Genomic DNA, 13,578 nt, shown 5'->3' on the forward strand with positions numbered 1-13,578 from the left:
TCTTTACAGCCTGCATGCATCTGTTATAATAAATAAGTCAATGAATGGTGGTCTGACCACCAATTAGATTGTTTTATGATGGATATAAGCACACATTGCCGATTAAGGACATTGCTTCACCAAACCATTTGATATTACTTAACTTAATAAAATTAGGAGATGAAATGATGTCTATTTTACGAGAAGAAGCCCTGCATATGCACAGAGTGAACAAAGGAAAGCTGGAATCTACTCCTAAAGTTCCTGTCAGAAATGCAAAGGATTTGAGTCTTGCTTACTCTCCGGGAGTGGCAGAGCCGTGCAAAGATATCTATGATGACAAGTCCAAGGTCTATGAATATACGATGAAGGGCAATACTGTTGCTGTAGTTTCTGATGGTACAGCTGTTCTCGGACTGGGAAATATCGGTCCGGAAGCAGCATTGCCGGTCATGGAAGGAAAAGCAGTTCTTTTCAAAAGCTTTGCGGGCGTAGATGCGTTTCCGATTTGTCTGAACACAACAGATGTGGATAAAATTGTTGAGACCGTAAAGCTTCTTGAGCCTACATTCGGCGGTGTAAACCTGGAAGATATCGCGGCCCCTAACTGCTTTCTTGTGGAAGAACGTCTGAAAAAAGAGACCAATATTCCGATCTTCCATGATGATCAGCATGGTACAGCGATCGTTACATTGGCAGGTCTCGTTAACGCTCTTAAACTCTCTAATCGTTCGATGTCAGAGATTAAAGTTGTCGTTAACGGCGCCGGAGCTGCAGGTATCGCTATCATTAAGCTGCTGGACCGTTTCGGTGTAAAAGACATCGTGATGTGTGATACTAAAGGTGCGATCTACGAAGGCCGTCCTTTTGGAATGAACAGTGTAAAAAGCGAAGTGGCCAAGTTTACTAATCGTTCCAAAAAAGAAGGTTCACTTAAAGAGGTTATTGACGGAACCGATCTATTCGTCGGAGTATCCGTTGAGGGAGCACTGACTGAAGAGATGATCCGTTCCATGAATGAGAACCCGATCATTTTTGCGATGGCTAATCCGAATCCGGAAATTATGCCGCAGAACGCCAGAGCAGCAGGCGCGATGGTAATTGGTACAGGTCGTTCCGATTTTCCTAACCAGGTTAATAACGTGCTAGCCTTTCCAGGGATTTTCCGGGGTGCTCTTGACGTAAGAGCAACGCACATTAACGAAGAAATGAAGATTGCCGCAGTTAACGCGATTGCTAATCTTGTTGCCGAAAGTGAATTAAATCCGGACTATGTGATTCCGGCTCCATTCGATCCGCGTGTTGCGCCTGCTGTTGCAGCAGCCGTTGCCAAAGCAGCTATGGAAACAGGAGTTGCACGGATTAAAGTAGATCCTGAGAAAATTGCTGAAAAAACGATGCAGCTTTCATTGATTGGAAAAGAATAAAAGGTTCTCAGGGGAGGCTGGACAGTTGTCAGGCACATCTGAAAAAGTCTATGTTGAGATCATAAAGAAGATTAAAACGATTATTGAAGAAGATAACCTTCAGGCCGGTGACAAGCTGCCGTCAGAACGTGAACTCACAGACCGTCTGCATGTTGGACGGTCTTCCGTAAGAGAAGCTTTAAGGTCTCTGGAGCTTCTTGGACTGATTGAAACGAGAAGGGGAGAGGGCACGTTCATAAAGCCCGCTACAGGCCACCGGCTTGTAGAGGTTCTTGCTTCGTTTATTTTGCACGACAAAAAAGCGAAGCAGGATCTCTTAGAAACAAAATCGATTATCATCCGTGATTGTATAGAACTTGCTGTACAACGAATCAATGATGCAGATGTTGAAAGCCTGAATGATTTGCTTCACCAAATAAACGAAGTGGATCATCCCGATCAACTTCAGCAGCTTTCTTATCAATTTAAGGATACTGTGATTAAATTATGCGATAATCATTTGCTTTACAGGCTCTGGATTGAATTGTCCGGTTATGGTTCATCGCTGCATGGGAATACATTTCTTCTTGACTCAGGGGAATGCTCACAGATTGTGGAGCATTTAATAAACGGGGACAGCAAGAAAGTCATTCAGCTAATGTCTAGTGAATTGTGACATTAAGTTTATAGTATAGGTGGTGTTATTTTGTTAAAGGATTTTTTCGCCAAGAAGAAGAAATATGCCACAATTCCAACCGAAAAAATGAAACAGGATGTGCCTGAGGGACTCATGACCATGTGTCCTGAATGCAAACACATTATGTACACAAAAGAGCTGAAAAAGAATCTGCTCGTATGCCAATCCTGCAACTATCATTATCCGATGTCCTCTTATGAGAGAATTGGAAGCCTTGTAGATGAAGGCAGCTTTACAGAATACGATCAGGATATGGTCTCAGTAAACCCGCTTGAATTTCCGGGTTATCTTGAAAAATTAGACAGTGACAGAAAAAAAACAAAGATAAACGAAGCTGTTGTTACAGGTGACGGCACGATAAACAGCTATCCGGCCGTTATCGCTGTCATGGATTCACGCTTCAGGATGGGCAGCATGGGATCGGTCGTTGGAGAAAAAATTACACGAGCGATCGAACAAGCCATTGAAAAAGAGATTCCATTTCTCATTTTCACTGCCTCCGGAGGAGCCAGGATGCAGGAAGGAATTCTTAGCTTAATGCAGATGGCCAAAACAAGTGTGGCACTTAAAAAGCTGAGCGACCGGGGACTGTTATTTATATCGATCATGACGCATCCGACTACCGGCGGCGTTTCCGCAAGCTTTGCATCGGTTGGAGATTATAATTTTGCAGAGCCTAAGGCATTGATCGGTTTTGCCGGCCGCAGGGTCATCGAACAGACCATTCGCGAAGATTTGCCAGAAGATTTCCAGACATCAGAGTTCTTGCTTAAGCATGGACAGCTCGATAAAGTTATTCCAAGAGACGAAATGAAAGATACATTGACTACAGTATTAAAAATCCATTCAGGAAGGGGGGAATAGACATGGTCGGAGAATTAGAATTCGAACGTCCTATCACAGAGCTTAAAAAGAAAATCGCTGAGTTAAAGTCATTCATGCAGGAAAAAGGCATCGATTTAACTGATGAAATCAGCTCTTTGGAAGAGAGGCTGAGCGCTCTTCAAAATGATACGTATGAGAATATGACTCCATGGGACCGTGTACTAGTTGCCCGCCATCCTGAGCGTCCAACAACACTAGACTACATCCCTTCCCTGTTTACAGACTTTATTGAGCTTCATGGGGACCGTCTGTTTGGTGAAGATGAAGCCATTGTCGGCGGTATCGGAATGTTCCATGGCCAGCCGGTAACGGTGATCGGACAGCAGCGCGGAAGAGATACGAAAGAAAACATCAGAAGAAACTTTGGGATGCCGCATCCGGAAGGTTACCGCAAAGCTCTTCGATTGATGAAACAGGCTGAAAAGTTTTCCCGCCCGGTCATTTGCCTTCTTGATACGAAAGGAGCATTTCCCGGGAAGTCAGCTGAAGAAAGAGGACAGAGCGAAGCGATCGCAAGGAACCTTATAGAGATGGCAGGGCTTACTGTACCGATCATCTGCATCATCATCGGTGAAGGAGCCAGCGGCGGGGCCTTAGCCCTTGGAGTAGGGAATCATGTTCATATGCTGGAAAACTCCTGGTACTCCGTTATTTCTCCTGAAGGAGCCGCTTCAATCCTTTGGAAAGATTCTACAAAAGCAAAATTGGCTGCAGAGTCTATGAAAATTACAGCTCCTGATCTAAAGAAACTTGGTGTAATCGACGAAGTGATCGAAGAAGTTAAAGGCGGCGCCCATCATGATTCCGCTGAACAGGCAAGGCGTATCGATGCTGTTTTACAGCAATCACTCTCCGACCTCCAAAAAATGTCAGAAGAAGAGCTTGTTGAACAGCGATATGAAAAATACAAAAAAATGGGACAATTTACGTTTGTAAACGGTTCCATTGCAATGAAATAAGGAATGTGCTCTCTCCCTAGTGAGAGAGCGCATTTTTTGTCTTTTGTTGTCTATTGTGCTGAAGTTTTGAACATGATATTTTAATAAGATGAGAATACTTGAGAGGTGGAAATTAGATGAAGCGAATTGGGGTTCTTACAAGTGGAGGAGATTCACCAGGTATGAACGCTGCCATTCGTGCTGTAGTTCGTAAGGGGATTTTTCATGATCTTGAAGTTTATGGCATATACAATGGTTATGCAGGATTAATCGCTGGTAACATTACAAAGCTTGAGGTTGGTTCTGTTGGGGATATCATTCACAGAGGAGGCACGATGCTTCGTACCGCACGATGTGAAGAGTTCAAAACACATGAAGGACAAGCTAAAGGGATTGAACAGCTAAAAAAATATGGTATTGAAGGCCTTGTCGTGATCGGCGGAGACGGATCGTTCCAAGGGGCGAGGAAACTCACTGAACACGGTTTTCCTACGATTGGACTTCCTGGTACGATTGACAACGATATTCCGGGCACCGACTTTACCATTGGATTTGATACTGCTTTAAACACGATCATTGAAGCGATTGATAAAATTCGTGATACTGCAACTTCTCATGACAGAACCTATGTTATTGAAGTTATGGGGCGTGACGCGGGGGACCTTGCTTTATGGGCTGGTCTTGCCGATGGCGCAGAATCCATTCTTATACCTGAAGAAAAGCATGAAATGGAACAGATTATCAATCGATTGAAACTTGGAATTGAACGTGGCAAGAAGCACAGTATTATCATTGTGGCTGAAGGTGTGTGCAGCGGCGTTGAGATCGGCAAGCAGATCGAAGAAAAAACAAACCTTGAGACACGGGTTACGGTGTTGGGGCACATCCAGCGCGGAGGATCTCCTACGGCATTTGACCGCGTGCTTGCAAGCCGTCTGGGCGCCAGAGCTGTTGAATTGCTGCTCGAAGGCAAAGCCGGGCGAACAGTTGGTGTGCAAAAAAATGTTTTGGTAGATCATGACATTACAGAAGTATTGGCAAGCAAACACCAGATCGACCAAGGCATGTATCGTCTGTCTCAAGAACTATCTATCTAATTTAACTAAATGCATGTTTTATGAAGTGCAAAATACAGGAGGAAGACCCATGCGTAAAACAAAAATAGTCTGTACGATCGGACCTGCAAGTGAAAGTGTGGAGAAGTTAACACAGCTCATTGAAACAGGTATGAATGTAGCTCGTCTAAACTTTTCCCACGGAGATTTTGAAGAACATGGGGCGCGTATCAAAAATATTAGAGAAGCGTCTGCCAAGCTTGGTAAGACTGTTGCGATTCTTTTAGATACAAAAGGCCCGGAAATCCGTACACAAACACTTGAAGGCGGAGTTGCGGAACTTCAGTCAGGTGAAGAGCTTGTTATTTCTATGGAAGAAGTAATGGGGACAAGCCAGAAGATTTCTGTAACCTACCCGGGACTTGTTGATGATGTTCATGTCGGCTCTAAAATCCTGCTTGACGATGGCTTGATTGAGCTTGAAGTTACACACGTTGGTTCCAAAGAAATCACGACAAAGATTTTGAACAGCGGAACTTTAAAAAATAAAAAAGGCGTAAACGTTCCAAACGTAAGCGTGAAGCTTCCGGGTATTACAGAAAAGGACGCTAAGGACATTGAGTTTGGTATCGAGCAGGGAATTGATTTCATCGCTGCTTCCTTTGTACGCCGTGCAACAGATGTTCTAGAGATCCGTGAGATCCTTGAAAAAAACAATGCACAAAGCATTCAAATCATCCCTAAGATCGAAAACCAAGAAGGTGTCGAAAATATTGATGAGATTCTGGCAGTATCTGACGGCTTGATGGTTGCCCGCGGTGACTTAGGCGTGGAGATTCCTGCTGAGGAAGTGCCTCTTGTACAAAAAATGCTGATCAAAAAATGTAATGAACTAGGGAAACCTGTCATCACAGCAACCCAAATGCTTGATTCCATGCAACGCAACCCTCGTCCGACACGTGCAGAAGCAAGTGATGTGGCTAATGCAATCTTTGACGGTACAGATGCGATCATGCTTTCTGGTGAAACAGCTGCAGGAACGTATCCTGTTGAAGCGGTTCAAACGATGCATAAGATTGCTAAACGTGCAGAATCTGCATTAGATTATCGAAACATCCTATCTCAGCGCAGCAAGGAAAGCAAAACAACGATCACCGATGCCATTTCTCAATCGGTTTCCTTTACAGCTTTAAATCTTGAAGCAGATGCGGTAATCACTGCGACTGAACGCGGAATGACAGCACGCATGATCTCTAAATACCGCCCTAAGGCACCTCTTATCGCGGTGACAAGCCATGAAGATGTAATGAGAAAGCTATCACTCGTATGGGGGGTACACCCTGTTAAAGGGAAGAAAGCCAATACTACGGATGAAATGTTCCAGATTGCAATCGATTCTTCACTTGAAAGCAACCTGGTTGCACATGGAAACATAGTCGTAATTACGGCTGGAGTTCCTGTAGGCAAAACAGGTTCAACCAACCTTATGAAAGTTCACGTTATCGGTGATGTACTTGCTAAGGGACAAGGCATCGGACAGCAATCTGCAACTGGTAAGGTTGTTATTGCACGAAATTCAGAAGAAGCTTCAAACGTTAACGAAGGCGACATCCTGGTAACCATCGGAACAGACCGTGAAATGATGCCAGCAATAGAAAAAGCTGCGGCGATCATTACTGAAGAAGGCGGTTTGACCAGCCATGCAGCAGTAGTCGGCATCAGCCTGGGCAAACCAGTTATTGTCGGCCTTCAAGACGCTACAAAGCTTCTAAAAGACGGACAGGAAATTACAGTTGACGCTTCTAAAGGCGATATCTACGACGGGCATAAAAACGTTCTATAATTTATAATAAAAAGAGAAGGAGTCCATCCTTCTCTTTTTTCTTAGGCTTTGTTAATCCAAATTGTTGATTTTCAAAATGGAAACCTTTCTAAAAGGAGCAACCTTTATGTTCAGGATCTTATTTGTATTGCTGCTGATCATACCCGCCGCTGAAATAGGAATATTGGTGTGGGTAGGGAATCTGATTGGCCCGATTCCTACCGTAGCATTAATCATTTTCACAGGCCTTTTAGGAGCATGGCTGGCCAAGAGAGAGGGGCTTAACGCTCTCAGAAATGCACAGAGCCAGCTGCAAAACGGCCAGGTGCCAGGCACCGTACTGATTGACGGTATCTGTATCCTTGCGGGAGGCGTATTTTTGTTCACCCCAGGGTTCATCTCTGACATTTTCGGCTTCCTGCTGCTTTTTCCGCCGACTCGTTCAATAGCTAAAGTTCAGCTATTGCGTTATTTTCAGCGGAAAATTAAGTCCGGACAGTATAATTTCTATTGGAAACGATAAAAGAGCATCCATTCGGAGGCTCTCTTCTTGTTTTTTGAACAAATAAGTTTATTCAAGGTGTTGGCTGGGGTTTAAATTGGAGCGTCATCTGAATACGCGCGGAAATGAGAGGTTTACCCGCCGAAATACCCTCCAACATTAAAAATTCACCCGCCAAAATCGTTCTTTTATCCGCCAAAACACGTTTATAGTAAACAACCAACCCGAAACAGGCGTTTCAGCTCTTCCCTTTAATAAAATAATACACTTCATGAAAGAACTGAGCCTGGTGCAGGGCACGGATGATAACAAGGAAGGCTGGTCCAATCAGAAGGCCGAGGAATCCGAACCATTGGAACCCGACAAACAGAACAATGAGTGTGGCAAGAGGATCGAGCCCTATGGTCGAGGAAAGGATTTTTGGTTCAGTCAGCTGACGCTGGATGATGACCACGCCATAGAGGACGGAAAGCCCGACAGTTAACGGGTAATTGCCGGAAACAAAAGTATAGGCGATCCAGGGCATGAATACCGCTCCTGTTCCTAAATAGGGCAGCAGGTCCACCGCACCAATTAACAAAGCAATCGTAATGGCATATTCTATCCGAAGAAGCAATAGGCCGATTAATACGATAAAGGCTGTAATGGATATGAGCGTCAATTGAGCTTTTGCAAAACCAAACAGTGCTTTGCGGAGCTCGATATAGACGGTCCGGGTACTCGCTATCCACTTATCGGAAGAAATCTTTCGGAGATATCCGGAAAAACGATACCAGTCTTTGCAAATAAAAAAAGCAGCGAGAATTGAAAATACGAGCACAGAAACAAGGCTTGGAAGACTGACAAGAACAGCAGATATCAGGTTGACGGTATCCTGCGCCAGGTTGCTGACTGTTGTAGTAATGTGGGTTCCGACTTCATCGATATTTTTCATGATTGTCTGCTGGTGGCCGTTGTCGAGATTGTTAAACATGCGGTTGATGTCATTATAAAGCGGCAGGATTTTATTTTTGAAATAGATTTCCATGTATTGTACCAGCGTTTTACTGTAATCAGGAAGAACATGTGCCAAGTAGGCGAAACCTGAAAAAATTTCTCGCATCAGGAGCAAAACCGCTCCTGCAAGTGCTGCAATAAGAAGCAGAAGAGCTGTAAAAACGGCAAATCCCCGGTGCATTTTACCCTTTTCTTCTAAAAAATTAACGAATGGATTGATCGACATGGCGATGATTCCACCAAGGATAAAAGGGTACGTCACTTTGGAAAGAAAAAAACAGGCAAGTAAGACAATGGAAAATAAACATACTATGAGGAAGAAGCGCAGAATTCGGTGCAAATACTCATTGTTCATATCTTCACCATCCGTTCCCGGTCACTAGCAAAATAGAAAGAAGGGCTACCCATCATGCAGTCAACATTATTTTTGGTCATCTTGCTGGCCATTGGAATCATAGCGAAAAATCAGTCCCTGATTATTGCTCTCTCTGTACTGCTTGTCCTTAAATTTACAGGCATTGGAGATAAGGTCTTTCCGCTGATTCAACAGAAAGGCATCAATTGGGGCGTTACGATAATCACGATTGCCGTTTTGATTCCGATCGCTACAGGTGACATCGGATTTAAGCAGCTTCAGGAAGCTTTGAAGTCCTCCTTTGCGTGGATTGCCTTGCTTTCAGGAATTTTTGTAGCCATCATCGCATCAAAAGGGATCACCCTTCTTCAAGATGATCCGCATATAACAGCAGCTCTTGTTTTCGGCACCATTCTTGCTGTAGCTTTCTTAAACGGAGTTGCTGTAGGCCCATTAATCGGGGCAGGAATTGCGTATATGGCAATGAAAGTTGTCGAATTTTTCAGTGCGTAAACAACGAAAAAAGCCATTTCCATTCACAAAGCCCTGTTTATTGTTTATAATTGACTTATATGTTCCAATTCCTTTAAATAGTCTACATTTCTTTATATGCTAGAAATGTAAGCTCTTACTTATAAGAGTTTTTTGGTTTTGTGCTTTTCTATTAAAGGAGAAAGAGAATTTAGAAAGGGAGAGATAACCATGACAGCAACAAGAGGATTAGAAGGTGTAGTAGCCACAACCTCATCTGTCAGCTCAATCATTGATGATGTACTGACATACAGAGGGTACAGTATTGATGACTTGGCAGACCACGCAACATTTGAGGAAGTAGTATATTTATTGTGGAATGGAAAACTTCCTAATGAAAAGGAACTTGATCAATTCAAAGCAGAGCTTGCTGAGCAAGCCGCTGTATCTGATGATTTAATCCAACATTTGAAATCGCTTCCTTTAAAAGGTGTACATCCAATGGCCATTCTTCGTACAGCGGTTTCCATGCTTGGAATGTATGATGAAGATGCTGAGGATATGTCTACCGAAGGAAATTACAGAAAAGCGGTAAAACTTCAAGCGCAGATTTCAACAGTTGTCACAGCGTTTGCAAGGATCCGTGAAGGAAAAGAACCGGTTGCTCCGCGCAAGGATCTCGGTCTCGCGGCAAACTTCCTATACATGCTTACTGGCAATGAGCCAGACGAAGTTGCAGTGGAAGCGTTTAACAAGGCTTTGGTTCTTCATGCGGACCATGAGCTAAATGCTTCAACATTTACAGCACGTGTTGCGGTCGCTACATTATCTGACATGTATTCTGGTGTTACTGCAGCAATCAGTGCCCTAAAAGGACCTCTTCACGGAGGAGCAAACGAGCAAGTTATGAAAATGCTCAGCGAAATCAAAAGTGAAGAGAACGTGGAAAGCTACTTAAGAAATGCGATCGATAACAAACAAAAGATCATGGGCTTTGGGCACCGTGTATATAAGAGCGGGGACCCTCGCGCGAAACATCTTCGTGAAATGAGCAAACAGCTGACAACAACAACAGGTGAAGAAAAATGGTATAACATGTCTGTGAAATTAGAAGAGCTGCTGAAAGAAGAAAAAGGACTTCTTCCGAATGTAGACTTCTATTCTGCAAGCGTATACCACAGCCTAGGCATCCCTCACGATATTTTCACACCGATTTTTGCGGTGAGCCGTGTATCCGGCTGGATTGCCCACATTCTGGAACAATATGAGAATAACCGTCTGATTCGTCCGCGTGCAGATTATACCGGACCATCCATGCAAAAGTACACACCGCTTTCTGAACGCTAATTCTTAGAAAGAAAAGAGAAGAGGGGTTACTCTTCTCTTTTGAAAGTTATTTTAGTAGGATAGAAAAGTAAGAGATTTTAGATAGGAGGACGAGCAACATGTCAAATGGAGAGCGTATTACAGTAGATAACGGGGTATTAAACGTACCTAACCAGCCAATTATTCCTTTTATTGAGGGAGATGGGACTGGCCCTGATATTTGGGCGGCAGCATCACGTGTTCTTGAAGCAGCAGTAGACAAAGCATACAACGGTGAAAAGAAAATCGTCTGGAAAGAAGTTCTTGCCGGAGAAAAGGCATTCAACGAAACTGGTGAATGGCTTCCGTCAGAAACACTTGATGTGATCCGCGATTACATAATCGCAATTAAAGGACCTCTTACAACGCCGGTTGGCGGAGGTATCCGTTCATTAAACGTGGCGCTTCGCCAGGAGCTGGACTTATTCACTTGTCTTCGCCCGGTTCGTTATTTCCAAGGTGTACCTTCACCTGTTAAGCGTCCGGAAGACACAGACATGGTCATCTTCCGTGAAAATACAGAAGATATCTATGCTGGAATTGAATATGCGAGCGGTTCTGATGAAGTGAAGAAGGTTATCTCTTTCCTTCAGGAAGAAATGGGAGTAAAGAAAATCCGTTTCCCTGAAACTTCAGGTATCGGAATTAAGCCGGTTTCTTCTGAAGGGACAAAACGTCTTGTTCGTGCTGCCCTTCAGTATGCAATCAGCGAAGGACGCAAGAGCTTAACACTTGTCCACAAAGGAAACATCATGAAATTTACAGAAGGTGCTTTCAAAAACTGGGGCTACGAGCTTGCTGAACAAGAATTCGGCGATAAAGTATTCACTTGGGCTCAATATGACCGTATTGTTGAAGATCAAGGAAAAGATGCTGCGAATAAAGCACAAGCTGATGCAGAAGCTGCTGGCAAAATTATCGTAAAAGATTCTATTGCTGATATCTTCCTTCAACAGATCCTTACTCGTCCTGCAGAGTTCGATGTTGTAGCGACAATGAACCTTAACGGAGACTACATTTCTGATGCACTTGCTGCACAAGTAGGCGGAATCGGAATTGCTCCTGGAGCAAACATCAACTATGAAACTGGACATGCGATCTTTGAAGCTACACATGGTACAGCTCCTAAATATGCGGGCTTGGATAAAGTTAACCCTTCTTCTGTTATCCTTTCAGGTGTATTAATGCTTGAACACCTTGGATGGCAAGAAGCAGCTAAACTCATTACAAATGCTATGGAAAAAGCGATTGCCGGCAAAGTAGTCACTTATGATTTCGCTCGTTTGATGGACGGCGCTACAGAAGTGAAATGTTCTGAGTTTGCCGACGAACTCATCAGCAACATGTAATAAAAGATGGCCCCGGCTCGCCGGGGCCACTGTTTAAATCAAGGAAGTCAAGTCTAGCTCCAGCGCTTGTCAAACCAAAAAAGGAGCGCTTGCGCATTTCTAAATAGAACCAGGATAATTTGGAGGGATTCTTTATGGCAGTGAACACACGCAAAAAGATTTCAGTCATTGGTGCAGGTTTTACAGGAGCAACAACAGCATTTATCGCAGCACAAAAAGAACTTGGGGATGTAGTGCTTGTTGACATTCCTCAAGCAGAAAATCCTACTAAAGGAAAAGCGTTGGACATGCTTGAAGCAAGCCCTGTACAAGGATTCGATGCGAACATCATTGGTACTTCCAACTATGAAGATACAAAAGATTCCGATGTAGTAGTTATCACTGCAGGAATTGCACGTAAACCAGGTATGAGCCGTGATGATCTTGTGAACACAAATGCAAAAGTCATGAAAAGCGTTACACAGGAAATCGTGAAATATTCTCCGAACACTGTAATCATCGTTCTAACTAACCCGGTTGATGCGATGACTTACACAGTTCTTAAAGAATCCGGTTTCCCGAAAAGCCGTGTAATCGGCCAATCCGGTATCCTTGATTCTGCTCGTTTCCGTACGTTCATCTCTCAAGAATTGAACCTCTCTGTAAAAGATATTACCGGTTTTGTTCTTGGCGGACACGGGGACGACATGGTGCCGCTCGTACGCTACTCTTATGCAGGCGGAATTCCATTAGAAAAATTAATTCCACAAGAACGTTTGGATGCGATTGTTGAACGTACTCGCAAAGGCGGAGGAGAAATCGTAAACCTTCTTGGAAACGGAAGCGCTTATTACGCTCCTGCTGCTTCATTGGTTGAAATGGTAGAAGCGGTATTGAAAGACCAAAGACGTGTTCTTCCGACTATCGCTTACCTCGAAGGCGAATACGGCTATGATGGAATTTGCCTTGGCGTTCCTACAATCGTAGGCGGAAACGGCCTTGAAGAAATCATTGAGCTTGAATTATCAGCAGATGAAAAAGCAGCGCTAGACCGTTCTGCAGAATCTGTGAAAAGCGTAATGAACGTATTAGCATAAATCATTAGGTAAAAAGGTTCGGGTTTTTCCGGATCTTTTTATCACTTCACAAATGTAAGCGTTTACTTAGGGCTTAATGAGGGGTGGTCTTGTATGTTGTTAGGAAAAAAGCGTAAACTGGGCAGAAAAATAGAAGAGATCCAAACAGGGGAAAAACTCGAACTTTCCGAAACGATTGAAGATAAGGATTTGCTTTTGTACCTCGGACTCACCAATGACAACAACCCTTTATTCATTCAACATGATTATGCATCCATGACGCCATTTAAAAAACCAATTGTTCCGCAGGTTATGCTTATTGGCATGGTAACAGCTGCGGTGTCCAAGTATTTACCTGGACCAGGAAGCAGCATTAAAAAACAATCTTTATCTTTTCCAAAACCTGTTTATCATTACGGCAAAGTTCATTTTTTGTTTCAGGTGACAGACATTGACCAGGAAGCTCATTCCATCAAGATGAGGGTTGAGGGGAAAAATGAAAAAAGCGAGCTGGTAATGGAAGGGGATCTTGAAATATGCCCTCCATATCAGCCGAAATCCATAACCTCCAACACGTTGGACAACTTCTAGACCGGGCAGCCGGTCTTTTTTTATGGCTCTTTTCTAAAAGATTGTTGCTTTTGGGTCATTTTTGTAAAGAGTCTTCATTGACAAGTTGATTGTAGTGCAAGGTGCAGAGACT

Annotated in this window: 13 protein-coding genes; 12 read left to right on the forward strand and 1 reads right to left on the reverse strand. The window is 43.5% G+C overall.

All coding sequences use genetic code 11. The features are described 5' to 3' along the window. Positions 1–167: 167 nt before the first annotated feature. The 7 genes from P4361_RS04355 to P4361_RS04385 all read left to right on the forward strand — a co-directional run bounded on the left by P4361_RS04355 (position 168) and on the right by P4361_RS04385 (position 7,305). Entirely contained in the window at positions 168–1,406 is a 1,239-nt protein-coding gene (locus P4361_RS04355) for an NAD(P)-dependent malic enzyme (protein WP_053357580.1), read from the forward strand. Positions 1,407–1,431: 25 nt separating this feature from the next. Then, positions 1,432–2,061: a FadR/GntR family transcriptional regulator gene (locus P4361_RS04360; protein ID WP_091003971.1), complete on the forward strand. Its 630-nt coding sequence runs from the start codon at positions 1,432–1,434 to the stop codon at positions 2,059–2,061. Between the two features lie 30 nt (positions 2,062–2,091). Continuing rightward, positions 2,092–2,946, forward strand: a complete 855-nt coding sequence (accD, locus tag P4361_RS04365; protein ID WP_328088407.1) for an acetyl-CoA carboxylase, carboxyltransferase subunit beta — start codon at positions 2,092–2,094, stop codon at positions 2,944–2,946. A 2-nt stretch (positions 2,947–2,948) separates the two neighbouring features. Continuing rightward, a complete protein-coding gene (locus P4361_RS04370; RefSeq protein ID WP_053357583.1) occupies positions 2,949–3,926 on the forward strand; it encodes an acetyl-CoA carboxylase carboxyltransferase subunit alpha in 978 nt (325 codons plus the stop codon). 116 nt (positions 3,927–4,042) lie between these two features. Then, positions 4,043–5,002, forward strand: coding sequence for a 6-phosphofructokinase (gene pfkA, locus P4361_RS04375; RefSeq protein ID WP_328088408.1), 960 nt, complete (start codon positions 4,043–4,045; stop codon positions 5,000–5,002). A gap of 49 nt (positions 5,003–5,051) precedes the next feature. Further along, the gene (gene pyk / locus P4361_RS04380) at positions 5,052–6,803 is read left to right on the forward strand and encodes a pyruvate kinase (RefSeq protein WP_328088409.1); all 1,752 of its coding nucleotides are present in this window, start codon (positions 5,052–5,054) and stop codon (positions 6,801–6,803) included. A 106-nt stretch (positions 6,804–6,909) separates the two neighbouring features. Beyond that, positions 6,910–7,305: an FxsA family protein gene (locus P4361_RS04385; protein WP_053357586.1), complete on the forward strand. Its 396-nt coding sequence runs from the start codon at positions 6,910–6,912 to the stop codon at positions 7,303–7,305. Between the two features lie 217 nt (positions 7,306–7,522). Here P4361_RS04385 and ytvI read toward each other — a convergent pair whose 3' ends face one another. Further along, a complete protein-coding gene (gene ytvI, locus P4361_RS04390) occupies positions 7,523–8,635 on the reverse strand; it encodes a sporulation integral membrane protein YtvI (RefSeq protein WP_053357587.1) in 1,113 nt (370 codons plus the stop codon). Positions 8,636–8,689: 54 nt separating this feature from the next. Here ytvI and P4361_RS04395 point away from each other — a divergent pair, with 54 nt between their 5' ends. The 5 genes from P4361_RS04395 (at position 8,690) to P4361_RS04415 (ending at position 13,466) form a co-directional block, all read left to right on the forward strand. Then, on the forward strand, positions 8,690–9,148 hold the full coding sequence (locus P4361_RS04395; RefSeq protein WP_062233879.1) for a DUF441 domain-containing protein: 459 nt from the start codon (positions 8,690–8,692) through the stop codon (positions 9,146–9,148). A gap of 189 nt (positions 9,149–9,337) precedes the next feature. Continuing rightward, the gene (gene citZ / locus P4361_RS04400) at positions 9,338–10,453 is read left to right on the forward strand and encodes a citrate synthase (RefSeq protein ID WP_328088410.1); all 1,116 of its coding nucleotides are present in this window, start codon (positions 9,338–9,340) and stop codon (positions 10,451–10,453) included. A 98-nt stretch (positions 10,454–10,551) separates the two neighbouring features. Next, positions 10,552–11,820 (forward strand): NADP-dependent isocitrate dehydrogenase, encoded by a 1,269-nt coding sequence (gene icd, locus P4361_RS04405; RefSeq protein ID WP_328088411.1) that lies wholly within the window; start codon positions 10,552–10,554, stop codon positions 11,818–11,820. A 134-nt stretch (positions 11,821–11,954) separates the two neighbouring features. Beyond that, a complete protein-coding gene (gene mdh / locus P4361_RS04410; protein WP_053357591.1) occupies positions 11,955–12,896 on the forward strand; it encodes a malate dehydrogenase in 942 nt (313 codons plus the stop codon). Positions 12,897–12,989: 93 nt separating this feature from the next. Continuing rightward, positions 12,990–13,466 (forward strand): MaoC family dehydratase, encoded by a 477-nt coding sequence (locus P4361_RS04415; RefSeq protein WP_091003982.1) that lies wholly within the window; start codon positions 12,990–12,992, stop codon positions 13,464–13,466. The last annotated feature ends 112 nt before the right edge of the window (positions 13,467–13,578 follow it).

Source organism: Fictibacillus sp. B-59209 (assembly GCF_036216745.1).
GTDB classification, from domain to species: Bacteria; Bacillota; Bacilli; order Bacillales; family Fictibacillaceae; genus Fictibacillus_C; species Fictibacillus_C marinisediminis.